Genomic DNA, 25,039 nt, shown 5'->3' on the forward strand with positions numbered 1-25,039 from the left:
ATGTTTTAGTATTACATGATAGCTGGTACTTTTACTTGACCATCTTCTTGTTCTTTTACGTTTAACATCATTACTTCGCGGTCTAAACCTTTTACTGCTACATCTTCACGCATTACATTCACTAGTGGTAAAACGTGAGTAGTTGGTTCAACATTTGTTGTATCTAGCTCATTTAACTGCTCCGCAAATTCAGTAATTTTTCCAAGTTGCTCAGCAAATTTCTCTGCTTCTTCTTCTGTTATTGCAAGACGTGCTAAATTTGCCACGTGCTTTACTTCTTCTTTTGTTAATTTAGCCATATTTCACACCTCCGAATACTTGTTCAATTCATTGTTTTTATTGATAACAATAGGGTTGAATAAAGTTAACCATGCCAATAATCATAACATTTTTCATATTAAAAATCACAACTTTCACCAAAAATATAGAAACTTTCACTACTATAGCAAAGTGTTGTCACGATATACCAGTTCCCTCTCCTGCATTTTATCCGTCTACATAAAAATATAGCCAGCACAGAGGCTGACTATATTAATCATAAACATGAACGAAAGGATCCTTGTCATTGGCTTTTTTTATGATCAATGCCTCTGGACCATTTACTGAAGTAACGCTCACTTCAACATGAATATTATCAAATTGATTGATTAAAATACCTGTCAAATATTGCGTAAAGCCTATTATTTCAGCTTTGCCGAAAAATTGGATTGGAATTTCAATCGAAAGATTTTGTATTTGCTTATTACGATAGAAGCCAGTCCCGATCACACTTGTATAGTTAGAGAAATATTTATCAACATCTTGTTTAAAATTCTTGAAATTATTGTTGATATCACGGTATACATCCTGTGAATCATCTGTTGGGAACAGGACGTAATTTTCATCTATTCCTTCCCAATCAGCAATGTTATTCTGTCCAGCTTTTGCTACACCATAGCTAAAATAGGTTCCTGGAATAATCTGATTGCGAGCTTGCTGTTTAAACAAGCCAACAACAATCGGAATATCCTTTAACTCATCACGTGTTCGCAAACGCGAAACAATTTCCGCGGCCATTTTTTTGCCTTGCTCAACAAGAGTAGACTCAGAAATTGGTTTCTCGTAGTATTCACCATATTGTTCCTTTTGATAATAATAAATAGAATTTAACGCAAGACCGATTGATATTCCACCTAATTTAACTTTATTATCCTTTGTCTTCGTTAAGTAATTTTGCTCGACAATATGGGATAAATAAACAGGAGCCTTTAGTGCTCGCTCTTCAGGTGTCATTGTGTCTGTTGTCGGTGGATTTAATCCATCTTCTGTTTGCGAACTTCGAGCAAGCCAAGAGCTCACTGTACTTTCAGCTAAATATTGACCTTCTTGGAAGTAATAGTTTTCAGTGTCAAACTCATTTTGAGATAGACGCATTAAACCTGTTTCAACTTCCTTCATATCATATTTCGTATAAATATTAGATACAACTAGACCTCTACTTGCACTCTCTTTATAAGGAATAAGTGTCTTATAATAGGATTCATCAATTTGTATGCTTGGGATAATTGTTGTTTCAGCTTTTTCTTTCTGTTGCGTTTCCTGTGTAAGCTCTGTCTCCTCCTTGTTAGAAGGCACACAGCCGACTAGCATTGCAGCAGCTACGATTGCTGGAATGAGTCGAAAAGACTTCATTATTTAGTGCTCCTTTACTAATAATCAATTTTGTCCGACGAAATCACTGGACGCCATGATGTAATCTAGCATTCCACATGCCTTTCATGAGGATATGTCGTCAGTGTTTTTTATTAGATGAGGTCAAGTTGTTCAATTAAGTTTTCTTCATTCCAAACTTCAATACCTAATTGCTCAGCCTTTGCCAGCTTAGAGCCTGCGTCCGCACCCGCGATAACAAGGTCTGTTTTTTTGCTGACACTGCCTGTGACAGTACCACCTAACTCTTCTATTTTCGCCTTTGCTTCGTTACGTGTCAATTGCTCAAGTTTACCAGTTAAAACAATTGTTTTCCCTGCAAAAGGACTTTCCCCAATAGCCACTTCTACTTTTTTACCTTTATAGGTCATATTTACGCCTGCCTCTGCAAGACGTCCAATAACCGCGCGTGCGTCTTCATTTGAGAAATATTCCACTAACGAAGACGCCATTTTATCACCAATCTCATAAATTGCCACTAGCTGATCCTCTGTTGCTGCCATTACCGCTTCCATTGAACCAAATTCCTCTGATACAATTTTTGCTGCTTTTTCACCAACATGTCGAATTCCAAGACCGATTAATAAACGCTCCATAGAATTCTCCTTCGAAGCTTGGATGGCATTCACTAAATTAGTTGCCGATTTTTCACCCATGCGTTCTAATTCAACAAGTTGCTCAACTGTTAGATGATATAAATCAGAAACATCATGGATTAAATCTGCACGTAATAATTGCTCAACTACTTTATCTCCAAGGCCATCAATGTTCATGGCATTTCGAGAAACAAAATATTTTATGCTTTCCGCAATTTGAGCAAAGCAAGCAGGATTTACACAGCGTAATGCTACTTCACCTTCAATACGAATCAATTCACTATCACAAACAGGGCAATTTTTTGGCATCATAAATGGAACGGAGTCCTCTGGTCGTTGTTCGATTAGCACCCCTACCACCTGTGGGATAATATCACCTGCTTTTCGAATGATGACTGTATCCCCTAAACGAATATCTTTATCTCTAATTAAATCTTCATTGTGTAGGGAAGCACGTTGCACCGTTGTCCCTGCTACTTGTACTGGTGTTAAAATAGCCGTTGGCGTAACTACACCTGTACGTCCCACTGTTAAGTCAATATCAAGCAATGTTGTAACAACTTCTTCTGCGGGAAATTTGTATGCAATCGCCCAACGTGGACTCTTTGCTGTATAACCTAGCTCATCTTGCTGAGCATAACGGTCCACTTTAATAACAATGCCGTCAATCTCGTAAGCTAATTTTGGACGGTTTTCTGTCCAATGTTCTATAAAGGACATTACTTCTTCAATAGTAGAGCATCGTTGGCGCTCTTTATTTGAAGGGAAGCCCAAGCCTTCCAAATAATCAAGCATCTCCGCATGACCATCGATACCATATACTTCTCCGTCTCCGCCAATGGCATAGATAAAAGTTGATAGTTGGCGACTTGCCGCAATTTTAGGGTCTAACTGGCGTAATGAGCCAGCTGCAGCATTACGAGGATTGGCAAACAATTCCTCACCATTGTCAGCACGTTGGGCATTTAATTTTTCAAAAGACTTTTTAGGCATATATGCTTCACCACGAACTTCAATCGTAACTGGTTCCTTTAAACGAAGGGGAATCGCACGGATTGTCTTTAAATTGGCTGTAATATCTTCCCCAACTACACCATCTCCTCGTGTAGCACCTTGTATAAACACACCATTTTCGTACTTAAGTGAAATAGCTAGACCATCTATTTTCAACTCACATACATAAGAAAAATGGTCCCCAATCGCCTGACGAACTTTACGATCGAATTCTCGTAAATCTGCTTCGTTAAAAGCATTGGAAAGACTAAGCATTGGATAATCATGTGTTACTTTTTTAAAGCCCTCTACCACCGCTCCACCAACACGCTGCGTAGGAGAATCTGGGTAAATAAGTGACGGATTTGCTTCTTCTAATGCAATCAGCTCATGTAATAATTGATCGTAGACACTATCAGCTACGACAGGTTTATCTAACACATAATAGGCATGACCATATTCGTGCAATAATTTATTTAACTCTGCAATTCGCTGTTCGATTTCGTTCATTTACGTTCCTCCGCTATGCTTTTTCAATTGGGGCAAATTGCGCCAGTAATCGCTTAATACCAATTGGTTGTGGAAAAGCGATATCAAGTTCTGTACTATCACCTTCACCTTTTACACTAACAACCATACCCGTTCCCCATTTTTTATGAATAGCCTTATCTCCAGCCTTCCAGCCAAATTGATCTCCGCCAGTTGCTTGTAAACGTGCGGTAGCAGGCTGCGTTTGCTGAATTGCTCCTAGTGTACGTTTTTGATGATAGCCACCTGTCGTACGATTGCCAGTAGCAAACGGCATAGTTGATTTAGTACCTGCCTTCGAAATAGATTCAGTAATGTCTTCTGAAATTTCGCCTAAAAATCTTGAGGCATTATTAAAGCTTGAACGGCCAAAAATTGTTCGGCTCTGAGCACATGTTAAATAAAGGCGCTCCTCTGCACGTGTCACCCCAACATACATAAGTCGACGCTCTTCCTCCATTTCATCCTGATCATCTAGAGAGCGGGAATGAGGGAAGATGTTTTCCTCCATGCCAATGATAAAGACAATCGGGAACTCTAAACCTTTAGCAGCGTGCATAGTCATTAAAATAATATTGCCCTTAGAGGCATCCTCTTTATCGAGCGCATCAATATCAGCAATTAGGGCTAAGTCCGTTAAAAATGCTACTAAGCTTTTATCATCACTACGCTCTTCAAAAGCCTTCGTAACAGATAAGAACTCTTCAATATTTTCTAAACGGCTTTCTGCTTCAATCGTTTTTTCATTTTGTAGCATTGCACGATAGCCAGATTTATCAATGACTTGCTCTACAATTTCCGTGACAGACAAATATTCCTGCATGTCTGTAAAGCCTTTAATCATTGCATAAAATTGCTCTGCTGAGTTTGCTGCCTTCCCTGATAGACCCATAAATACAAGATCATTCATTGCATCAAAAATCGAACGATCCTGGTCAATCGCATAGCGTGCCATCTTCTCAAATGATGTAGCGCCAATACTACGCTTTGGTTCATTAATAATACGAGCTAACGATAAATCATCGTCATTATTGGCAATAAGACGCAAATAAGCTAGTAAATCTTTAATTTCTTTTCGATCATAGAACTTTGTCCCGCCAACAATTTGATAGGCCATATTAGACTTAACAAGTACTTCCTCCATTACACGGGATTGAGCATTTGTACGATAAAGAATAGCAAAATCATCAAATGAACGATTTTCTTTTTCAATTAACTGTTGAATGGTTTGTACAACAAATTGCGCTTCTTCCTGCTCGTTATAAGCTTTATATAAGGCAATTTTTTCACCTTCTGCGTTTTCAGTGCGCAGTTCTTTTGGGTAACGTGTTGTATTATTTTGAATGACGTCATTCGCTGCCTGTAGGATGCGTTTAGTTGAACGATAATTTTGCTCAAGCATAATCACTTTGGCATCAGGATAATCCTTTTCAAAAGAAAGAATATTGCCAATATCTGCACCACGCCAACGATAAATAGACTGATCAGAATCCCCTACAACACAAATATTTTTAAACTTTTTAGCAAGTAATTGAACAAGTAAATATTGTGATTTATTCGTATCTTGATATTCATCAACATGAATGTATTGGAATTTATTTTGATAGTATTCAAGTACTTCAGGTACACGATTAAACAACGTAATTGTCGTCATAATTAAATCATCAAAATCAAGAGATTGATTGCGTCGTAATCTTTTTTCATAGCCTTTATAAACACGTGCAACAGTTTGTTCATATGGATTTTTTTCGTTCATTTGACCAGCATAATCCTCTGCTGTTATACACTCGTTCTTCGCTGCACTAATGGCATTTAAAATGGCACGTGGCTCATAGCGCTTAGGATCAATATTCTCATCCTTCATCACATTTTTAATCACTGATAATTGATCGGTAGAATCTAAAATGGAGAAATTACGAGATATACCTAGCTGATCGATATTACGACGTAAAATTCTTACACACATTGAGTGGAACGTAGAGACCCACATACTATCGCCTGTGCCATTACCAAGAATGTTATCTATACGCTCGCGCATTTCACGTGCCGCTTTATTCGTAAACGTAATGGCTAATATTTTTGAAGGATATACTTCCTTTTCGATGACTAAGTAAGCAATACGATGTGTTAAAACTCGTGTTTTTCCTGACCCAGCACCCGCCATAATCAGCAATGGTCCCTCAGTTGTTTTGACCGCTCTTTCCTGTTCAGGATTCATGCCTGCTAGTAAATTTTTTGTTAACTGTTCCATTTCGCACCGCCTTACAAACATTTGTTCTAAAAATTATAACGTATTTTTCACAGCCTTAACAGTCGAAAGTGCAGCTTTTATATCTTCATAAATAATATTTCCAACTACTACTGTATCTGCAAACTGTGCCATTTCCTCTGCCTGCTTTGCAGATGTAATTCCTCCACCATAAAAGAGCTTCGTATGCTTTAGCTCATTTTTTACTGTGCTAACTACTTCTAGATTCCCATAAACTCCACTGTATTCTAAATAAAAGACTGGAAGCTTAAAGAAATTTTCTGCCATCCGTGCATAAGCTACGACATCATCAATGGTTAAATCAGTTTTTGCGCCTGTTACTTCTGCTACTTTACAATCTGGATTTAAAATGCAATATCCCTCGGCAACTAATTCATCCCACACCATAATATCTCCGTATTCTCTAATGGCTTCATGATGTAAATTTTTAATCCATTTTGGGTCATCACTATTTAATACAGTTGGGATAAAATAATAGTCATAGCCTGGTGTAACGGCATCAATGGTAGAAATCTCAAGAGCTATAGGGACTTCAAAGCGACGCACACGTACAAGTAAATCTAATACCCCATCTAATGTCACGTTGTCTGTTCCGCCAACCAAAATAACGTCTGTCCCAGATTCACAAATTTTTTCTAAGTCTTCATCTGAAATGTCCTTTGCTGGATCAAGCTTGAACACATGTCTCCATTCTAAATAATCCATTTATTTTACCACCTATCATTTTCTATCTATTCGTTTACAAGTATAGCTTATGATGAACGACAAAAAAATGAAAAAGACTGAGTAGAACTTCTACCCAGTCTCTTTTTCCTACTATTCTTTTGGTGCTTGGAATGGTTTTTCATCAGGATACAAACGACCTAGCATTTCATCATATGTATCATTTCCATAATCGAAGCAACGACGCACACGTGAAATAGTAGCTGTACTTGCCCCAGTTTCCTTTTTAATGGATTCGTAGGTTTTCTTTAAACGTAATAAATGTGCAACCTCAAAGCGTTGTGCCAACGATTGAATTTCACTAATCGTACATAAATCATCAAAAAACTTATAGCATTCCTCGATGTCTTTCAGCTCTAACACTGCTTTAAATAATTGATCTGTTTGATGCCCCCGAATTTTTTCGATTTGCATGCAATTTTCCTCCCTTTAAGGCTGCGTTTTCACCATTGCTTGTAACCCTGGTGAAGATGGTACGAAGTGAACCCAAGACTTTCCTGGTACAAGCTTTACAGGTTCTCCTGATTGCTCTACAGCGGTCGGTATTCCATTCACATTAGACCATTCAACTTCCCTCAAATAGCCATTTTGAAATACGTACGCATTTCCACCAGACGTTAAATCAATTTCTTGGCGACCGATATCATCAATTATTTGGTGATCCATTTCAAAAAACAGGACATTTGCTAATGATATTGTTTCGCCCGTTAACATATCTTTTGTGTCCACGCCAGCCGATTGTCGTTCATAGTGATTACTTTGATGATCATACACATACGAGTTGTGGAAATCTTCATTATTTCCGTAGTAAATGTCAACTTGACTTGTTTCAATGCCTATTTTACCACGTTCATTGGGTTCATAAAAACCCTGAAGTACTTTTTCACTGTAATTCATTGAAGCGTCTACCATTTTAGCACCTTTTACAATGTTTTCTGATGTAATATATGAATTGTGCGGAGCCACACGATCGCTAGAACGTTTAAAAAGTATGCCATCATAAGCCATCCCATTAATATTGTCTACTATACGATTATCAAGCATGGTTTTCGCTTCAGGGCTATAGCCATGTGCTACGTAAAAGGCATCATATCCCTTTGCCATATCGATAAAATAGGAGCGCGCACTACGCACAGGCCCAATATTTTCCGGTAGTTCACTTTGGTAGATTGCTAAAAAGCGTGTCACATTACCTTCCGCAAGCATTTCATAAATAATATCTGCAGCAGCTAAACCAGATTGTGGACGTGCTGCTGGATGATTATTGATTGTCACCATAATAGGCCGCTGTGTAATTTCCTTCTGCACAGCCTCCCCAGTAAGGGGTGCCACGAATTCTGGTTGTTGTACAGTTTCTTCAACTACTGTTTCTTCCTCCACTACATTTTCATCATCTTCTTTAACCTTTGGCGCTTCCTTCGAACATCCCCCGATTACGAAGGCACTAAAAGCCATAGCAATCAATATTTTCTTCGATTTGAACACAAGCATACCTCTCCTTTAAACAATTACACATAACTGCAATTGTTTTGAAACACTTTCACCAATTAGCGCATAACAGCAGGCAATAATAACTTATTCTTCATTACATCGAAAATTCCTTTTGGTGTGATGCGAATATATGGTAAATGAGTAGATTGTAAAAATAATAGCGTGTAAATGGCATCCCCTAGTTGATAGCCTCGATCGGCTAAAGCTTGCTTTAAAGCCTTTTCTTTCTCCATTAGTGTTAGTACATCCCCATCATATAAAAGACCGCCTATTGTTAGTGGTATATCTGCTACGACTTCCCCTTTTTCGACCAGAACAATACCGCCATTCATTGCCTTCATTTCTTCAAAGGCTTTGATCATATCGTCTTTATTTTTTCCGATTAATAAAATATCGCCTGTGTTTGAATAGGAGGATGCAAAGCCTTGGACATCGGTTGCGAACCCTTTAATCATTGTATTAACATGCCAGTTTCCTTCTCGATTTATTAGCATTAAATAACATTCATCATGATTGGCAAGCTGACCTTCTCTTGTAATCAATGAATTATAAGGTTTTGTAATGACATCATTAACAAGCGCAATTCCAAACGGCATAGAAAACTGGAAATCCTGTGAATCTAATGAAAAATCTAAATCAAATGCAGGAATAGCTGAATAATCTATTGTTGCAAGTTTATGCACACGTTCACCATCACGCTTTAGCCAAACACCTTTAGATAAGACACTTTCTGGAACAGGATGATATTCATCTTGTAAAATATTTATAGAAGCAAAACGTCCTGTCGCGATAAAACCATGTAAATTAGACATATTATAATAGCGTGCCACATTATAAGATGCCATTTGGTAGGCATCAATTGGAGATACCCCCGCATCTAAGGCAGCTTGTATGCATTTATCCATTACACCATCCTCATGGAATGAAGGTGGCGAGCCATCCGTTGTCATCATTAAATGATCAAAAATAGGAAGTTCTTTTTCTACTATTCCTTTTAGCAGATCGGGTAAATCTGGACGAATTGAAGAATGGCGTAATGTTACGGCATAGCCTTGCATAATGCGTCGCTCAACCTCTTCCACTGTCATCGCCTCATGGTCACCATCAGCACCAAGTAATTTCATGCGTGCTAACGTTCTTTCTGAAGCACCAGGAAAATGTCCTTCAATCTTTTTACCTAGACCCTTTGCCATTTGCATACGATAAAGCATTTGATCATCGCCATGTAGTAGCTTTGGCCAGCCCGTCAATTCTCCACCAAGCAGGACATCACTTCGCTCTAACCACTCTAATATCGAGGTATTAGAGAAAACTTCTTCCTCTTGTTCAAGCTCTGTTTGTGAATCAAAGCGAGTCCACCAATAAAAAGAAAACGGTAGCTTTTTCAAATTATCTAAAATTGAAAACGCTTTCTTATTTTCTAAATTTAAAACAAAGCTTAAATTATCCGAAATAAATGTCGTTGTTCCAAGCTGACCACAAAAATCTGCAAATGACTGTGGATGGTAAAGCTGGAATGGATGAACATGAGGTTCAATATAGCCAGGTACAATTGTTTTTCCTGTACAATCCACGACTTCTGTTCCTTCTAATAAAGGAGGCATTCTATCACCAGCATAGACAATGCGATCTCCTAAAATCCAAATGTTTCCCACTGTAAATTGTTTCAACATACTATGCAAATAACGTGCATTTTTCAGCACGATATCAGGTGCCTTTTTCCCATCGATTACTGCTAATTGCTGACGTAATGTTGTTATTTTCCATACTGGATCCATGCTATTCGCTCCTTCCTAAATTACGTAATTTTTCATTGTGTAAATCCAACTTGAAATCACATACTACTACTGCATAATCGCATATTTTCTTAAAAATTATGCTTTATGCAATCATCTTGTTTCAATCGTAACACAGCACTTTCATAAAGCAAAGTGCACCTCGCTAATTTTTTCCACAATGACTAAAGGAGGAAGTTTGATGATGCAGCAAGCAAATTTAAGCGAAAAAAATGCATTTTGTCGTTTTGCCATGGGTACAGGTTTGACAGCATTTGGTATCGCGAAAGTTTCAAGAAATCCTAATTGTACAAAAGGTCGATTGATGATTGCATTAGGTGCCATGAAAATGGCAGAGGGATTGTTTAAATATTGTCCAACAAAGTCAATCTTAAACTCCAATATGCAAAATGCCATGAACACCTCTATGCAAAGTATGTTCAGCGGGCAAAATTCTATGTCTTCTGAACAAATCGATAAGCTCATGAAGGATTTTTCTTCTGCTATTTCTGGTAATTCTTCAGGTTCTCAAGCTACTACTTCAAAGCAATCTGATACCAGCACTTCAACTCAAAATTCCTCAACAAGTAGCAATAACGCTCAAAATCCTTCTTAGTCAAAGGAGCCGTCCCAATCTATTATTGAGACGGCTCTTACCTCTTACGTTTTGAATCAACAAGAGGTTTCAAAAGTTGATTAAAAATTACTTTAAATTTTAGTAAAAATACGTTTACTTAAATGTACGCCAGCCAATATCTTTACGGTAGAAAAAGTGATCCCACTTTTCTGTGGCTATGCCTGCATATACTTTTTCCTGTGCTTCCTGTAATGTAGACGCTTTTGCACCGATAAGTAATACACGTCCACCATTACCAACAAATCGGCCGTCCACTAGTTTTGTACCAGCATGGTATACTGCATGTGTTGTAGAAAGTGCCTCTAAATTTGGTAACGCTTTACCTTTTTCAACATCACCAGGGTATCCTTCTGCCGCAATGACAACACCTAACATTGCTTCTTCAGACCATTGCAGATCAAATGGCTGTTCATCCATTAATGCCATCATAAATGCCCCAAAATCTGAAACCATGCGCGGTAAGACTACTTGTGTTTCTGGATCACCGAAACGTGCATTAAATTCTATTACCTGAGGGCCATTTTTCGTTAAAATCAACCCTGCATATAAGATACCTGTAAAGGAAGCGCCATCAGCCTCCATTCCTTTAACAGTAGGCTCTACAATCGTTTGAAATGCAATATCAACTACCTCTTGTGAAATTTGTGGTACTGGTGAATAAGCACCCATTCCTCCAGTGTTTGGTCCTTTATCCCCGTCATAAGCACGTTTATGATCCTGTGCAATAACCATTGGATAAATTTGTCCTTTATGCACAAAGGACATAAAGGAGAATTCTTCCCCATCTAAAAACTCTTCAATGACAACACGTGAAGAAGATTCACCGAATCGTTGGTTCCCAATCATATCCTGCACGGCAGCAATAGCTTCTTTCTCTGTCATCGCTACAACAACGCCCTTACCAGCAGCTAAACCATCTGCTTTTATTACGATAGGCGCTCCTTGTTCTTTAATATAAGCTATTGCCTTTTCTGCTTCAGTAAACGTTTCATAGGCTGCAGTAGGGATGTTGTATTTGTTCATAATTTCTTTCGCATAGGATTTACTACTTTCTATTTGAGCCGCAACTTTTGTAGGGCCAAAAATACGTAAGTCACGAGCTGTAAAGAAATCAACAATCCCCTCAGCAAGCGGCTGTTCAGGACCAACAAATGTTAAAGCAATATCATTTTCCTTAGCAAATTGAGCGAGACCTGCAAAGTCCATTGAATCAATAGACACCACTTCTACCTCGCCTCGCATGCCATCATTGCCTGGCGCGACAAATACTTTGTTAACGGATGGAGATATACTAAATTGCTTAGCAATTGCATGCTCACGACCGCCACTTCCTATTACTAATACATTCATTTTAGAGAATCCTCCTCTTTGTGAGTAAGACCGAGATGAACCAACATCTCGGTCTGTTTTGCTTTCTATATGTTTAGTCAATTAGTGTTTAAAATGGCGTACACCTGTAAATACCATTGCAATACCATATTCATTTGCTTTATCAATAGAATCTTGATCCTTGATTGAGCCACCTGGTTGAATAATCGCTGTAATTCCAGCAGCAGCAGCAGCTTCAACAGTATCACTCATTGGGAAAAATGCATCTGATGCTAGTGCTGCACCTTTTGCTTTTTCTCCTGCTTGCTCAAATGCAATTTTAGCTGCCCCAACGCGGTTCATTTGGCCTGCACCTACACCAAGTGTCATATGAGAATCTGTGACAACAATCGCATTTGATTTAACATGCTTTACAACCGACCAACCAAGTTGTAGTGCATCCCATTCTTGTTCTGTTGGCTCACGATCTGTCACTACCTTAATATCTGCATTGCCAAAGCCATAGCGATCTGGCTCTTGTACAAGCAGGCCGCCTTCAACTGATACTACATTGAATTGATCTTGTTTTGCTTGTTCGAAAGGAATAGTTAATAAGCGAATATTTTTCTTTTTGGTTAAAATGTCTAATGCTTCTTGTGAGAAAGCTGGTGCGATAATAATTTCAAGGAAAATATGACTTAGTTTCTCAGCCGTTGCTGCATCCACTTCCATATTTAATGCGATAATACCACCAAAAATAGATGTTGGATCTGCTTCATAAGCTTTATCAAATGCTGCCTCTAATGTGTTACCTGTTCCAACACCACATGGATTCATATGCTTCACTGCTACTGCAGCTGGCTTTTCAAATTCTTTTACAATTTGTAATGCTGCATTTCCATCTTGAATGTTGTTGTAGGATAGCTCTTTACCATGTAATTGTGTTGCATAGGCTAATGAGAAATCAGAGCCAAGGCGTTTTTGGTAGAATGCAGCTTTTTGGTGCGGGTTTTCACCATAGCGTAAGTTTTGCTTCAATTCATATGTCATCGTTAAGCTCTCTGGGAACTCTTCCTCTGTCAGGTAGTTTGAGATATAAGAATCATAAGCGGCTGTGTGACGGAAAACTTTTGCAGCTAGTTTTCGACGTGTTTCAATTGTCGTTGCACCATTAGCTTTTAGTTCTTCTAATACGGTTGCATAGTCATTGCTGTCCACGATTACTGTTACATATTGATGGTTTTTTGCAGCAGAACGTAACATTGTTGGACCACCGATATCAATGTTTTCAATTGCATCATCCCATGTTACATTAGGCTTTGAAATTGTTTCAACAAATGGATATAGATTAACACATACAATCTCAATTGGCTCAATTCCATGCTCATTCATTTGTGCTTGATGAGATGCATCGTCAAACTTCCCTAATAGACCACCGTGAATCATTGGATTTAATGTTTTAACACGGCCATCTAAAATTTCTGGGAATTTCGTTACTTCATCTACTGCTGTTACAGCTACTGCATTGTCCTGTAGCATTTTTTTTGTACCGCCAGTTGATAAAATTTCATAACCTAATGCTACTAATTCCTTTGCAAATTCTAAAATACCATCCTTATTGGAAACACTGATTAATGCACGTTTTGTCACAACAATATCCTCCTAATTTTTATCGCGCTTTTGCGCGAATAGACTTGCTTAATAGATTAATAGAGTTAGGTCTTATTTGCTGAGTAAGGCTCTCGACCTAACTCCTCTTTAGTTACTGTAATAATTGCTTTAAAGCTTTTGTATATAATAGATGCTCTTGCTCGTGAATGGCCGCTTCTGTTGCCTCCTGATTTCCTTCTATAACAGGTACTGCAGCCTGAGCGATAATCGGGCCAGTATCCATCCCTTCATCTACAAAATGGACCGTTACACCTGTGATTTTCACACCATGATTCATTGCCTGTCCGATGGCGTCCTTTCCAGGGAATGCTGGCAATAAAGAAGGATGAATATTAACTATTCGTTGTGGAAATGCGGCTAATAATACGTCACTAATTAAACGCATATATCCTGCAAGTACAATCCATTTAACATTGCATTCTTGTAAAGCATCAATAATAGCATTCTCGTAAGCAGCCTTCGATGAAAATTCCTTTGGGTTTAAAGCTAACACGGGAATCCCAAAGTTTTCAGCACGTGTCACTACAAAAGCACCGGGCTTATCTGTCACCACAAGTTCAACCTTTGCATGCAGTTCCCCACGATCAATAGCTTCTTGAATAGCTTGAAAATTACTACCGCTGCCTGAAGCAAACACGGCTATTTTTGTTGGTGCAGTCATTACACTAGACTCCCATCATGTGAGCCATTAAATACTACGCCTTCACCTTTAATAACACGGCCGATTGTATATGCTTTTTCGCCATTTGCTTCTACTGCTGTGATGACTTTATCAGCTTCATCTGCTGGTACAGCTATTACAAAACCAATACCCATATTAAACACATTATATAAATCTTTATCTTCTAACTGACCTTTATCTTTCAGGAATTCAAAGATACGTAATACAGGCCAAGAACCTAGGTCGATTTCAGTTGCTAATCCTTCAGGCATCATACGTGGTAGATTTTCATAGAATCCTCCACCCGTAACATGTGCACAGCCATGTACATCGGCTGCCTTTAAAGCAGCTAATACTGGCTTAGCATATAGCTTTGTTGGTACGAGAAGTGCCTCACCAATTGGTCCTAAATCTTCATAGCCTTCTACAACAGCATCAACCTTGTATTGATGATCTGCAAAGACAATTTTACGCACTAAAGAATAACCGTTTGAATGTACACCGCTTGATGCAATACCAATTAGGACATCACCTTCTACGATTTTTTCTCCTGTAATAATGTCAGATTTTTCGCATGCACCTACAGCAAAGCCAGCTAGATCATATTCATCCTCTTCATATAGACCAGGCATTTCAGCGGTTTCGCCACCTATTAATGCCGCACCAGATTGCACACAGCCATCTGCAACACCTTTAACAATCTGTTCGATTTTTGCAGGCTCAGCTTTTCCAAGAGCTACGTAATCTAAAAAGTACAAGGGCTCTGCTCCCTGGGCAACTATATCATTAACACACATGGCTACACAGTCAACGCCAATTGTATCGTGCTTATCTACCATAAATGCTAGCTTTAGCTTTGTTCCAACACCATCTGTCCCTGAAATAAGAACAGGTTCTTTAAGTTGAAGTTCTGACAAGTCAAACATGCCACCAAAGCCACCGAACGTTCCCATAACACCAAGACGGTTTGTACGTTCAACATGAGACTTCATTCGTTTAACGGCTTCATAGCCCGCTTCTATATTTACACCTGCTTGTTCATATGCCTTTGACACGCAGAGTTCCTCCTTATCATCCGAATCGCCTAATTATTATTCTAGAATCACTGTACAACCTTCTAGAGGTCACTAATTCGTTGCGATATTTTTCTTAACGTAACAGTTCTTTTTCATGTGGTAAGATGGTATCCGGGAAAATCTCGGTTGGATATTTGCCTGTAAAACATGCTAAGCATAGTCCACGGTTGTCATCTTCATAGGGACGAGCGATGGTCTCTACCATTCCTTCAACAGAAAGGAACGTCAAAGAATCTGCACCGATCGCTTCACGAATTTCATCTACATTATGACTAGAGGCAATCAGTTCCTCATGTGTGGAAGTATCAATGCCATAATAACAAGGGTTTGTCATCGGCGGAGATGAGATCACAACATGGACCTCTGCTGCACCAGCATCTTTTAACATTTTGACAATACGACGTGATGTTGTGCCGCGAACAATGGAGTCGTCCACCATAACTACACGTTTACCCTTTACGACTTGAACAACTGGTGAAAGCTTCATTTTTACGCCACGTTCACGTAATTCTTGTGTTGGTTGAATAAACGTACGACCAACATAGCGATTTTTAATAAGACCTAGTTCATAAGGGATACCACTTTCCTCTGCAAAGCCGATTGCTGCTGAAATACTTGAATCAGGTACACCTGTTACAACATCAGCCTCAATATGCGCACATTCACGAGCAAGCTGTTTCCCCATACGTTTACGTGCCATGTGAACGTTAATACCGTCAATATCAGAGTCAGGACGTGCTAAATAGACATACTCCATTGCACACATAGAACGCTTTTCCATATCAGCAAAACGATCTGATTTGACACCCTCATCGTTAATAATGATTAGTTCTCCTGGTTCCACAGAACGAACGAATTCTGCACCAATTAAATCAAATGCACAAGTTTCAGAAGCTACCACCCAGCCATCTCCTAGCTTTCCTAGAGATAATGGACGTAAACCATGTGGATCACGTGCAACAAGCATTTCATCCTTTGTCATAATTAAGAAAGAATACGCTCCCTTTAATAAAGAAAGGGCATTTTTCACTTTCGCACGGAAAGGTGAATGTGAGCTTTTCTTAATAAGATGCGCCAGCACTTCTGTATCAGAGCTTGAATGAAAAATACTACCTTGTCGCTCTAAATACTGTTTTAAATGTGTCGCATTGACCAAGTTACCGTTATGGGCAATTGAAAGGCTACCAGTTGAGGAATGGAATAATAATGGCTGGACATTTTCAATACCGCCACCACCAGCAGTCGTGTAACGAACATGAGCAATAGCTGCTTTGCCGTCCACTGCTTTTAATTTTTCTTCGTTGAAAACATCATTAACTAGTCCTTCGCCTTTCACCGCGCGAAGATGCTGACCGTCTGAAACGACAATTCCAGCACCTTCTTGTCCACGGTGTTGAAGAGCATGGAGCCCGTAATAGCTAAGGTGTGCTGGATTTGGGTTACCCCAAATACCAAACACCCCACATTCTTCGTTTAAGCCTCTGAGTTCAGCAAGCATGGGATTGCTCCTTTCCAATTAGAACGGAATTCCTCCACTGTACCTTCTACAAGCACACCTTTGTCCCCGTTGATTTTAACTAGTGCATCGTTTGTTACGACACCAATTTTTTGAGCGTCTTTCATAATTTCTACAAATGCAGCTGTATTTTCTTCTTTAACTGTTACAACAAAACGAGATTGACTCTCGCTGAATAATGCAGTGGTTGCAGAGCCTGATAATGTTACATCAACACCAAGACCGTTTGCACCGAATGTTGTTTCAGCAATAGCCACCGCTAGGCCACCTTCAGCTACGTCATGAGCTGATTGTACAAGACCAGCTTTAATAGCCTTTAATAAAGCTTGCTGACGTGCTGCTTCTACATCTAAATCGATGGCAGGTGCTTTCCCTGAAATAACCCCATTATTTAATAGTTTTTGAAGCTCTGACCCACCAAACTCGGTTTTAGTCTCACCAATCACAAATACGATATCTCCTGCAGATTTTACTTCTTGTGTAGTGACATGAGCTAAATCTTCAATAAGACCAACCATACCAATTGTTGGCGTTGGATAAACCGCTTCGCCTGAACGTTCATTGTAAAGTGAGACGTTACCACCAATAACTGGGGAATTTAATGCCGTACATGCAGCTGAAATACCATCAGCAGATTTTTCAATTTGCCAGAAGATTTCTGGTTTCTCTGGATTACCAAAGTTCAAGCAGTCTGTAATGGCAAGTGGCGTACCACCAGTTGCCACGATATTACGAGCTGCTTCAGCTACAGCAATAGCACCGCCCACTTCTGGATCTAGGTAAATATAACGAGAGTTACAGTCTGTTGTCATTGCTAAACCTTTATTTGTACCACGTACACGAATAACGGCAGCATCAGATCCCGGTTTAACAACTGTGGATGTACGCACTTGATAATCATATTGATCATATACCCACTCTTTAGAGGCAATTGTTGGTGCTCTTAATAATGCATTTAATGTCTCTTTGTAATCTGTCACAACAGGCTCTGTATTTTCAATTGCTTGGAACTCTGCATAGTATGCAGGCTCTGCAGATGGCTTATGATAAACGGGTGCATCTTCTGCAAGTGCATCAGCAGGTACTTCAGCTACAACTTCTCCGTTGTGTAATAAACGAAGCATTTTATCATCAGTCACTCGACCGATTGCAACAGCATCTAAATCATATTTATCAAAAATCGCTTTAATTTCATCTTCGCGACCTTTTTTCACAACTAGTAGCATACGTTCTTGAGACTCAGATAACATCATTTCATAAGCTGTCATACCTGTCTCACGTTGAGGGACTAAGTCTAAGTTCATTTCTACACCAGAACCAGCCTTTGATGCCATTTCTGCTGAAGAAGAAGTAAGACCAGCAGCACCCATATCTTGAATACCAACTAAAGCATCGGATTTGACAACCTCTAAACAAGCTTCAAGTAAAAGCTTCTCCATAAATGGATCTCCCACTTGTACTGCTGGACGTTGGTTTTCTGATTCCTCAGTTAATTCTTCGGAGGCAAATGTTGCACCATGAATTCCGTCACGACCTGTTTTCGCACCAACGTACATAACTGTATTACCTACGCCAGCTGCAATACCACGTTGAATATCCTTATGGTCGATTAAACCGACACACATCGCATTTACTAGTGGATTTCCTTCATAACACGGATCAAATTGAATTTCACCGCCTACTGTTGGAATTCCAATACAGTTACCATACCCAGCAATACCAGCAACGACTTCTTCAAAAAGATATTTACCACGCGCCGATTTTAATTCACCAAAGCGTAATGAATTTAACATGGCGATTGGACGTGCACCCATAGAGAAAACATCACGAATAATACCGCCTACACCAGTAGCAGCTCCTTGATAAGGTTCAATCGCAGATGGATGGTTATGAGATTCCATTTTAAATACTACTGCTTGTTCGTCACCAATATCGACAATCCCTGCGCCTTCACCTGGTCCTTGTAAAACTTGAGGACCTTTTGTAGGGAATTTACGTAATACTGGCTTTGAATTTTTGTAAGAGCAGTGCTCAGACCACATTACTGAGAAAAGACCTGTCTCTGTCCAGTTAGGTAGACGTCCTAAAATACCTTCTACCATTGCAAATTCTTCGTCTGACATCCCCATACCAGCGTATAGCTTTTCATCTTTAATTTGCTGTGCTGTTGGCTCAAACTTAGTTGTTGACATGATTTTCCCTCCACTGCTTCACAATTGATTTAAATACTGCTAGACCGTCAGCTCCGCCCACCAGTGCATCAACAGCACGCTCTGGGTGTGGCATCATCCCTAATACATTGCCGCGTTCATTTATAATCCCTGCGATATCTTCTAAAGAACCGTTTGGATTATCACCTGAGTATGTGAATACAATTTGATTATTATCTTTTAGTGATTGTAATGTTTCCTCATCACAGTAGTAATTTCCTTCACCATGTGCGATTGGAATATTAATGATTTGACCTTGCTCATATTGATTTGTAAATAATGTATTGTTGTTTTCAACTTTTAGCTGTACTGTGCGGCACATAAATTTTAAATTTTTATTGCGCAGTAAAGCTCCTGGCAATAAACCAGCTTCTGTTAGGATTTGGAAGCCATTACATACACCTAGAACTGGTTTACCAGCATCAGCTGCTTTTTTAACCTCTGCCATAATGTTAGATTGATTAGCCATTGCACCACAACGAAGATAATCTCCGTAAGAGAAGCCTCCAGGTACTAAAACGCCATCAAACCCACTTAGATCTGTTGCTGTATGCCATACATATTCTACTTCTTCACCTAGCTCGTCTTTAATGGCATGATACATATCGATGTCACAGTTTGACCCAGGGAATACGAGTACTGCGAATTTCATGATTAGTTAGCCTCCTCGACTTCGTAACGGTAGTCTTCAATTACAACGTTCGTTAAAACCTTTTCACACATTTCTTTTACTAGAGTATCAATGTCACGTTCTGTATCTTTAATTGTTAGTTCAAGATATTTACCGATACGTAAATCCGCTACTTCACCGTAGCCCATTTTAGCTAAAGAACCTTGTACTGCAGAGCCTTGTGGGTCAAGAATGCTCTCACGTAATGTTACATAGATTTTTACTTTTTTCATTGTTATTTGCCTCCGAGTCTAGAAAGTATAATAGTATAAACTTCAGTTAAATTACCAAGGTCACGACGAAAAACATCTTTGTCTAACTTTTGCTTTGTTGTTGCATCCCAAAGTCTGCAAGTATCCGGTGAAATTTCATCAGCTAATAATACATTGCCATTCGTATCACGGCCAAATTCTAATTTGAAATCAATTAGTGTCACATTAACATCTGCAAAGATTGGCTGTAGAACTTTGTTAACCGCTAGTGCCCCATCATAAATAGCAGTTACTTCAGTAGAAGTCGCAAGGTCAAGAACATCTATATGCTCTGTTGTAATAAGGGGATCGCCTAACTCATCATCTTTATAATAAAATTCGACGATTGGTCTTTTTAAAGCTGTGCCTTCTTCCAGACCAAGACGTTTTGCTAAACTTCCAGCAGCTATATTACGAACAACCACTTCAATCGGAATAATTTCTACTTTTTTTACAAGTTGTTGCGTATCAGATAATTGTTTTACGAAATGTGACGCAATTCCGTTTGCTTGTAATTTTTCGAAAATTAATGAAGTAATGCGATTATTTAAAATGCCCTTGCCTTCTATTTCTTCTTTTTTTTCACCATTGAATGCTGTTGCACTATCCTTATACTCAACAAGAAGCACATTTTCTTCCTCAGTTGTGTACAATTTTTTTGCTTTACCTTCATACAAAAGTTGACCTTTAGTCATGTCGTTTTTCCCCCTGATATTATAGATACGCTTGTATTAATGTCCAGAATTGAATCGTGTCACCACGATCCAACTCTGAAACATTTACTAGTGGGCTCTAACATTTAGAAAGTTTAAATATTAGATAAGTCCTAATCGTTCAAAAATCATATCAACATGCTGTAAGTGGTAGTTGTAATCAAAACACTCATCCAGCTCTTCCTTAGTTAAATAAGATGTGATTTTTTCACTTGCATCGACTAATGTACGGAACTGAACTTGCTCGTCCCATGCCTGCATCGCTAAAGGCTGTACTGTATCATAGGCTTCTTCACGTACTAAGCCTTTATCTATCAATGCTAACAAGATGCGTTGAGAATAAATTAGACCAAATGTGCGATCCATATTACGTTTCATATTTTCAGGGAATACTGTTAAGTTTTTCACAATATTACCGAAGCGATTTAACATATAGTTAAGAGTAATTGTTGCATCCGGTAAAATAACGCGCTCTGCGGATGAATGAGAAATATCACGCTCATGCCATAAAGCAACATTCTCATACGCTGTCACCATGTATCCACGCATTAAACGAGACATACCAACCATGTTTTCAGAACCAATTGGATTACGTTTATGTGGCATTGCTGATGACCCTTTTTGTCCTTTTGCAAAAGCTTCTTCTACTTCGCGTGTTTCTGATTTCTGTAAGCCGCGAATTTCTGTTGCGAATTTTTCAATAGATGTAGCGATTAAAGCTAAGGCACTTAAATACTGTGCATGGCGATCACGCTGTAAAGTCTGTGTTGAAATCGGTGATGCTGTAAGTCCTAATTTATCGCATACATATTGTTCAACACGAGGATCGATGTTGGCATATGTTCCAACGGCTCCAGACATTTTCCCAGTTTCAATTACTTTAGCTGCTGCTTCAAAACGTTCAAGGTTACGCTTCATTTCCTCATACCATAAACCAAGTTTTAAACCGAAAGTTGTTGGTTCTGCATGAACACCATGTGTACGTCCCATCATAACTGTATATTTATGTTCTTTTGCCTTAGCAGCAATAATATCAATGAAATTCACAATGTCTTTGCGTAAAATATCATTTGCTTGTTTGATTAAATAAGATAATGCTGTGTCCACTACGTCTGTAGAAGTCAAACCATAATGTACCCACTTACGTTCTTCACCAAGTGTTTCAGAAACGGCACGTGTAAAGGCAACAACATCATGACGAGTTTCTTGTTCAATCTCTAAAATACGGTTCACATCAAATGAAGCATTTTCACGAATTTTAGCAACATCCTCTTTTGGGATATCCCCTATTTCAGCCCAAGCCTCACAAGCTAAAATTTCAACTTCTAGCCAAGCTTGGTATTTATTTTGTTCTGTCCAAATTGCGCCCATTTCGGGTCTTGTGTAACGTTCAATCATCGCGTATCTCCTTCTATTCTGACCAGATGCCAGAACTCTCGATTTGTTGTAGTGTTTCCTCTATGTCTTTTGTCATAATCGTTACATGGCCCATCTTACGGTTGACCTTAGCTTCAGCTTTCCCATAAAGATGGATGGACCATTCAGGATATTTAGCAATTGAGTTACTAAGTGGCACGACATGCTGCCCTAATACATTGACCATAATAGATGGTGCCCAAAGTTCTGGTTTTCGTAATGGCCAACCACAGACAGCTCGAATATGCTGATGGAATTGAGAAACATTACATGCCTCTATTGAATAGTGACCAGAATTATGAGGTCTCGGTGCTAATTCATTAATAACAATCCCACCATCTTCTAACACAAACATTTCTACCGCTAACGTTCCTACTAAATGTAAGTAATCTGCAATTTTTAAAGCTTCACGTTCTGCAGCTTGAGCTGTACTTTCTGATATGCGAGCAGGCACAATTGTTTCATGTAGAATATGATGAACATGAATGTTCTCTCCAACTGGCTGACAATACGATTCACCGTGGCCATTTCTTTGAACAATGACCGATACTTCCTTAACGAAAGGAACAAAGCCTTCTGCAATACATTGAGAATGCGTGAATAAATCTTTCGCTAAAGGTAGATCGTCAGTTGATTTTAAAAGCTGCTGCCCTTTGCCATCATAGCCACCTCTTGCTGTTTTGACTATACAAGGATACCCAATCGAATCAATATTGGCTACTAATTCTTCATAAGTTTTTGCAACAATATATGGAGCTACTGGACAACCAGCTTTCACAATAGCGTCTTTCTCTGTTACACGGTTTTGTGTAATGCGTACCAACTCCGCCCCTTGTGGAACGTAAGCCATTTGTGATAAACGCTTTAAGCCTTCATAATCAATATTTTCAAATTCATACGTGATGACATCACTTACTTCTGCAAGCTCTTCTAAAGCAGCTTCATCATCATATGGGGCTACAATACGAATATCAGCTACCTGTCCACACGGTGAGTCCATTGCAGGTTCAAGAACAGCAATTTTAAATCCAGACTCTTTAGCAGCAAGTGCCATCATCCGACCAAGTTGGCCACCACCTATAATACCTATCGTTTGTCCAGGATAAATAATCTTCGTCACACTAAGTCACCTGTGCTTTCTAATACTTGCTGCTTTGTTGCTTCACGTCTAGCATCTAATTTATTGGCAAGTTCTGAATCTGTTGTTGACAAAATTTGAGCTGCAAGTAATCCTGCATTTGTTGCTCCTGCTTTGCCAATAGCTACAGTTGCTACAGGTACACCACCAGGCATTTGAACAATGGATAATAATGAATCAAGTCCATTAAGTGCACGTGACTGAACTGGAACTCCAATTACAGGCAACGTTGTTTTAGCTGCCACCATTCCTGGTAAATGTGCAGCCCCACCTGCTCCAGCGATAATTACTTGTATTCCTCGCTCACGAGCAAGCTCTGCATATTCAAACATTAAATCAGGTGTACGATGTGCAGATACAACCTTTTTTTCGTACGGTACTTGTAATTCATCTAAAATATCACATGCATGTTTCATTGTTTCCCAGTCACTTGAACTACCCATAATGACACCGATTTTCGGATTCATAAATTGTCGCTCCTTTTAAACGATAGAAAAATGATCAGTTATTGTGCTAGCATCTATTTTTAATAGCACTGCAATTCTTATCTTATACAAAGAAAATCCCCAAATAAACTACTCTCTACTACTACACGTGAAAGCAGCTTACTTGAGGACTTATCAGAACAAGAATATACCTATGTACAAACTGCACATAGAGTTTCTCATCATATGCCAAAAGTGCTTTCCCGCATAGTCCAGCATTTACGGTGCCGGGTAGAGACACTAGAGCCAATCCTCTAGCATATATGTGGGATATATTTGTTTTTCCTTATCACATTTTAACAAGTGATCACCTTATCGTCAATGCAAAAATGCGAACATTTTTTATAAGTGCAAAAAAAACGTTCGGATTTTAGTCATAATCATTCCGTATCTTGCGCAGGAATAGCTTTAAATTGAATTTTTTGACGCAAATAGGTTGGTTCACCATTGACGATATGAAAAAGAGGCTCTTCTTTTCGTCCAATGGCCATATAACCGTCTTGTCGCATTCTTGCTAAACACTCTTCTATGGATTCATTTTCTTGTACTTCATACCAAATTTGTTTTTTTCCCAACTTCTTCTTCCTTTCCACTTCACGTTTTGCATCTTTACTACTTGTACTCCATTATACCTTTAGTTGCTTATAGAAGTATGCATGAACTTAATAATGATTTTTAGTGTCTATATCATATTCAAATCCTTAGTAGTCTCCTTATATAAAAAAGAAGAACCTAAATTTTATTAAGTTCTTCTTTAAGAATCGTTTCTTATTAAATTTGAAAATCTATCTCCTTCGGCAATGCTTACCTATTACTATTAAAAAGCTTTTATATAAATGCCTAAAAAAAGAAGTAGTATAAATGAATGAAGGACAACAAGAACCATACGATAATCACCTTTAATACCGAAAATGGCACTGATCATACCTATCCCTGCTAATATAAACGGCATAAACATATTTACGTCATAGAGAAGTTTTAAAAAGCTCCCATACCATTTCGTTGAATCATACCCAAACATAAAGATTGTTATTAATAAGCATAAGATTGAAATAGTAGAAAAAATGATACGTCTCATTTTAATTCCTCCATTATCAAATCCGATTGTGTACAGTTCAGTGAATTGTCAAAATGTATGGAAATAGCTTTATTTATTATAACATTTTATGAATAGTGCACATAACAAAAAAAGCCATGGAATATGTCCATGGCTTTTCATAAAT

23 protein-coding genes and 1 riboswitch are annotated in these 25,039 nt (G+C 38.7%); of the genes, 1 reads left to right on the top strand and 22 read right to left on the bottom strand.

Going from position 1 to position 25,039, the window contains the following annotated elements; all coding sequences use genetic code 11:
- Nucleotides 1–11: 11 nt before the first annotated feature.
- From gatC to MKY49_RS19770, 8 genes are all read right to left on the bottom strand, one after another.
- Nucleotides 12–299 (bottom strand): Asp-tRNA(Asn)/Glu-tRNA(Gln) amidotransferase subunit GatC, encoded by a 288-nt coding sequence (gene gatC / locus MKY49_RS19735; protein ID WP_274794581.1) that lies wholly within the window; start codon nt 297–299, stop codon nt 12–14.
- A 232-nt stretch (nt 300–531) separates the two neighbouring features.
- Nucleotides 532–1,671 carry a CamS family sex pheromone protein gene (locus MKY49_RS19740; RefSeq protein WP_274794582.1) on the bottom strand — a complete coding sequence of 380 codons (1,140 nt, stop codon included), beginning with the start codon at nt 1,669–1,671 and terminating at the stop codon, nt 532–534.
- Between the two features lie 113 nt (nt 1,672–1,784).
- Nucleotides 1,785–3,788 carry an NAD-dependent DNA ligase LigA gene (ligA, locus tag MKY49_RS19745; RefSeq protein ID WP_341386902.1) on the bottom strand — a complete coding sequence of 668 codons (2,004 nt, stop codon included), beginning with the start codon at nt 3,786–3,788 and terminating at the stop codon, nt 1,785–1,787.
- Nucleotides 3,789–3,801: 13 nt separating this feature from the next.
- Nucleotides 3,802–6,057, bottom strand: a complete 2,256-nt coding sequence (gene pcrA, locus MKY49_RS19750) for a DNA helicase PcrA (RefSeq protein WP_274794584.1) — start codon at nt 6,055–6,057, stop codon at nt 3,802–3,804.
- 33 nt (nt 6,058–6,090) lie between these two features.
- Nucleotides 6,091–6,780, bottom strand: a complete 690-nt coding sequence (locus MKY49_RS19755; RefSeq protein ID WP_274794585.1) for a heptaprenylglyceryl phosphate synthase — start codon at nt 6,778–6,780, stop codon at nt 6,091–6,093.
- Between the two features lie 111 nt (nt 6,781–6,891).
- The gene (locus MKY49_RS19760) at nt 6,892–7,212 is read right to left on the bottom strand and encodes a YerC/YecD family TrpR-related protein (RefSeq protein ID WP_004225717.1); all 321 of its coding nucleotides are present in this window, start codon (nt 7,210–7,212) and stop codon (nt 6,892–6,894) included.
- A 15-nt stretch (nt 7,213–7,227) separates the two neighbouring features.
- The gene (locus MKY49_RS19765; protein WP_319023456.1) at nt 7,228–8,283 is read right to left on the bottom strand and encodes a DUF3048 domain-containing protein; all 1,056 of its coding nucleotides are present in this window, start codon (nt 8,281–8,283) and stop codon (nt 7,228–7,230) included.
- 62 nt (nt 8,284–8,345) lie between these two features.
- Nucleotides 8,346–10,067, bottom strand: coding sequence for an adenine deaminase C-terminal domain-containing protein (locus tag MKY49_RS19770; protein WP_312507243.1), 1,722 nt, complete (start codon nt 10,065–10,067; stop codon nt 8,346–8,348).
- 199 nt (nt 10,068–10,266) lie between these two features.
- Here MKY49_RS19770 and MKY49_RS19775 point away from each other — a divergent pair, with 199 nt between their 5' ends.
- Nucleotides 10,267–10,680, top strand: coding sequence for a YgaP-like transmembrane domain (locus MKY49_RS19775; RefSeq protein ID WP_274794588.1), 414 nt, complete (start codon nt 10,267–10,269; stop codon nt 10,678–10,680).
- A 114-nt stretch (nt 10,681–10,794) separates the two neighbouring features.
- On the opposite strand, the gene purD is transcribed toward MKY49_RS19775, so the two are convergent.
- From purD to MKY49_RS19845, 14 genes are all read right to left on the bottom strand, one after another.
- Nucleotides 10,795–12,051, bottom strand: coding sequence for a phosphoribosylamine--glycine ligase (purD, locus tag MKY49_RS19780; protein ID WP_312507244.1), 1,257 nt, complete (start codon nt 12,049–12,051; stop codon nt 10,795–10,797).
- Between the two features lie 81 nt (nt 12,052–12,132).
- Nucleotides 12,133–13,659: a bifunctional phosphoribosylaminoimidazolecarboxamide formyltransferase/IMP cyclohydrolase gene (gene purH, locus MKY49_RS19785; RefSeq protein WP_274794590.1), complete on the bottom strand. Its 1,527-nt coding sequence runs from the start codon at nt 13,657–13,659 to the stop codon at nt 12,133–12,135.
- Nucleotides 13,660–13,771: 112 nt separating this feature from the next.
- Nucleotides 13,772–14,341 carry a phosphoribosylglycinamide formyltransferase gene (gene purN, locus MKY49_RS19790; RefSeq protein WP_341386903.1) on the bottom strand — a complete coding sequence of 190 codons (570 nt, stop codon included), beginning with the start codon at nt 14,339–14,341 and terminating at the stop codon, nt 13,772–13,774.
- On the bottom strand, nt 14,341–15,396 hold the full coding sequence (gene purM, locus MKY49_RS19795; RefSeq protein WP_274794593.1) for a phosphoribosylformylglycinamidine cyclo-ligase: 1,056 nt from the start codon (nt 15,394–15,396) through the stop codon (nt 14,341–14,343). The genes purN and purM overlap by 1 nt, the downstream gene beginning before the upstream one ends.
- Before the next feature lie 94 nt (nt 15,397–15,490).
- Nucleotides 15,491–16,915 carry an amidophosphoribosyltransferase gene (purF, locus tag MKY49_RS19800; RefSeq protein ID WP_274794594.1) on the bottom strand — a complete coding sequence of 475 codons (1,425 nt, stop codon included), beginning with the start codon at nt 16,913–16,915 and terminating at the stop codon, nt 15,491–15,493.
- The gene (gene purL, locus MKY49_RS19805) at nt 16,891–19,125 is read right to left on the bottom strand and encodes a phosphoribosylformylglycinamidine synthase subunit PurL (protein WP_322606345.1); all 2,235 of its coding nucleotides are present in this window, start codon (nt 19,123–19,125) and stop codon (nt 16,891–16,893) included. Before purL ends, purF begins: the two co-directional genes overlap by 25 nt.
- Nucleotides 19,112–19,795 (bottom strand): phosphoribosylformylglycinamidine synthase subunit PurQ, encoded by a 684-nt coding sequence (purQ, locus tag MKY49_RS19810; protein WP_054611985.1) that lies wholly within the window; start codon nt 19,793–19,795, stop codon nt 19,112–19,114. The genes purL and purQ overlap by 14 nt, the downstream gene beginning before the upstream one ends.
- Before the next feature lie 2 nt (nt 19,796–19,797).
- A complete protein-coding gene (gene purS / locus MKY49_RS19815) occupies nt 19,798–20,046 on the bottom strand; it encodes a phosphoribosylformylglycinamidine synthase subunit PurS (RefSeq protein WP_274794596.1) in 249 nt (82 codons plus the stop codon).
- A gap of 2 nt (nt 20,047–20,048) precedes the next feature.
- Nucleotides 20,049–20,759, bottom strand: a complete 711-nt coding sequence (gene purC / locus MKY49_RS19820) for a phosphoribosylaminoimidazolesuccinocarboxamide synthase (protein WP_312507249.1) — start codon at nt 20,757–20,759, stop codon at nt 20,049–20,051.
- Between the two features lie 120 nt (nt 20,760–20,879).
- Nucleotides 20,880–22,175, bottom strand: coding sequence for an adenylosuccinate lyase (gene purB, locus MKY49_RS19825; RefSeq protein WP_274794598.1), 1,296 nt, complete (start codon nt 22,173–22,175; stop codon nt 20,880–20,882).
- A gap of 13 nt (nt 22,176–22,188) precedes the next feature.
- Nucleotides 22,189–23,313, bottom strand: a complete 1,125-nt coding sequence (gene purK, locus MKY49_RS19830) for a 5-(carboxyamino)imidazole ribonucleotide synthase (protein WP_274794599.1) — start codon at nt 23,311–23,313, stop codon at nt 22,189–22,191.
- A complete protein-coding gene (purE, locus tag MKY49_RS19835; RefSeq protein WP_312507250.1) occupies nt 23,310–23,798 on the bottom strand; it encodes a 5-(carboxyamino)imidazole ribonucleotide mutase in 489 nt (162 codons plus the stop codon). The genes purK and purE overlap by 4 nt, the downstream gene beginning before the upstream one ends.
- A 206-nt stretch (nt 23,799–24,004) precedes the next feature.
- A riboswitch (purine riboswitch) is annotated at nt 24,005–24,103 on the bottom strand.
- Nucleotides 24,104–24,196: 93 nt separating this feature from the next.
- Nucleotides 24,197–24,391 (bottom strand): NETI motif-containing protein, encoded by a 195-nt coding sequence (locus MKY49_RS19840; RefSeq protein ID WP_274794601.1) that lies wholly within the window; start codon nt 24,389–24,391, stop codon nt 24,197–24,199.
- 242 nt (nt 24,392–24,633) lie between these two features.
- Nucleotides 24,634–24,894 carry a hypothetical protein gene (locus tag MKY49_RS19845; RefSeq protein ID WP_322606346.1) on the bottom strand — a complete coding sequence of 87 codons (261 nt, stop codon included), beginning with the start codon at nt 24,892–24,894 and terminating at the stop codon, nt 24,634–24,636.
- Nucleotides 24,895–25,039: the final 145 nt, after the last annotated feature.

Origin of the sequence: Lysinibacillus sp. FSL M8-0134, assembly GCF_038069745.1 — a bacterium.
Classification (GTDB): domain Bacteria; phylum Bacillota; class Bacilli; order Bacillales_A; family Planococcaceae; genus Lysinibacillus; species Lysinibacillus irui.

Excerpts from the sequence above, each read along its gene's own strand:
- gatC (WP_274794581.1), bottom strand. The coding sequence starts at position 299 with ATGGCTAAATTAACAAAAGAAGAAGTAAAGCACGTGGCAAATTTAGCA.
- MKY49_RS19740 (WP_274794582.1), bottom strand. The coding sequence starts at position 1,671 with ATGAAGTCTTTTCGACTCATTCCAGCAATCGTAGCTGCTGCAATGCTA.
- ligA (WP_341386902.1), bottom strand. The coding sequence starts at position 3,788 with ATGAACGAAATCGAACAGCGAATTGCAGAGTTAAATAAATTATTGCAC.
- pcrA (WP_274794584.1), bottom strand. The coding sequence starts at position 6,057 with ATGGAACAGTTAACAAAAAATTTACTAGCAGGCATGAATCCTGAACAG.
- MKY49_RS19755 (WP_274794585.1), bottom strand. The coding sequence starts at position 6,780 with ATGGATTATTTAGAATGGAGACATGTGTTCAAGCTTGATCCAGCAAAG.
- MKY49_RS19760 (WP_004225717.1), bottom strand. The coding sequence starts at position 7,212 with ATGCAAATCGAAAAAATTCGGGGGCATCAAACAGATCAATTATTTAAA.
- MKY49_RS19770 (WP_312507243.1), bottom strand. The coding sequence starts at position 10,067 with ATGGATCCAGTATGGAAAATAACAACATTACGTCAGCAATTAGCAGTA.
- MKY49_RS19775 (WP_274794588.1), top strand. The coding sequence starts at position 10,267 with ATGATGCAGCAAGCAAATTTAAGCGAAAAAAATGCATTTTGTCGTTTT.
- purD (WP_312507244.1), bottom strand. The coding sequence starts at position 12,051 with ATGAATGTATTAGTAATAGGAAGTGGCGGTCGTGAGCATGCAATTGCT.
- purN (WP_341386903.1), bottom strand. The coding sequence starts at position 14,341 with ATGACTGCACCAACAAAAATAGCCGTGTTTGCTTCAGGCAGCGGTAGT.
- purF (WP_274794594.1), bottom strand. The coding sequence starts at position 16,915 with ATGCTTGCTGAACTCAGAGGCTTAAACGAAGAATGTGGGGTGTTTGGT.
- purL (WP_322606345.1), bottom strand. The coding sequence starts at position 19,125 with ATGTCAACAACTAAGTTTGAGCCAACAGCACAGCAAATTAAAGATGAA.
- purQ (WP_054611985.1), bottom strand. The coding sequence starts at position 19,795 with ATGAAATTCGCAGTACTCGTATTCCCTGGGTCAAACTGTGACATCGAT.
- purS (WP_274794596.1), bottom strand. The coding sequence starts at position 20,046 with ATGAAAAAAGTAAAAATCTATGTAACATTACGTGAGAGCATTCTTGAC.
- purC (WP_312507249.1), bottom strand. The coding sequence starts at position 20,759 with ATGACTAAAGGTCAACTTTTGTATGAAGGTAAAGCAAAAAAATTGTAC.
- purB (WP_274794598.1), bottom strand. The coding sequence starts at position 22,175 with ATGATTGAACGTTACACAAGACCCGAAATGGGCGCAATTTGGACAGAA.
- purE (WP_312507250.1), bottom strand. The coding sequence starts at position 23,798 with ATGAATCCGAAAATCGGTGTCATTATGGGTAGTTCAAGTGACTGGGAA.
- MKY49_RS19845 (WP_322606346.1), bottom strand. The coding sequence starts at position 24,894 with ATGAGACGTATCATTTTTTCTACTATTTCAATCTTATGCTTATTAATA.